The following is a 310-nucleotide window of genomic DNA, read 5'->3' as shown; positions in this document are numbered from 1 at the left end:
CGCGATCACTCAGTTAAAATGTTACTAAAGAGGCATCGGTTCACTCACATCGAAATGTTACCGAAGGGATGTGTTTTGAAACTGAGCATGAAAACACGACGTGAAGTAATCCGTACCTTGGCTGATCAATACATGAGAGCGAAATCGCGAAATGAGAAATCTGCAATCCTTGACAACGCCGTGAAGGTGCTGGGTTGCCATCGGAAGCATGCTATCCGCGCTCTCACGAACCCTCCTGCGCTGACACCAGCGAAATCGAAACGTAATCGGCCATTAGCTTACCAGGAGGCGATGCCCGTCATTGAGCGCG

Annotated in this window: 1 pseudogene; it reads left to right on the top strand. The window is 49.7% G+C overall.

What is annotated here, in order from left to right:
• Nucleotides 1-87: 87 nt before the first annotated feature.
• A pseudogene (locus RW092_RS05320) lies at nt 88-310 on the top strand (DDE-type integrase/transposase/recombinase); the annotation flags it as partial.

Source organism: Paenibacillus sp. 3LSP, from assembly GCF_032465655.1.
Classification (GTDB): Bacteria; Bacillota; Bacilli; order Paenibacillales; family Paenibacillaceae; genus Fontibacillus; species Fontibacillus barengoltzii.
The sequence above is the reverse complement of the archived record's forward strand: the minus strand, read 5'-3'. Positions and strand labels throughout refer to the sequence as shown.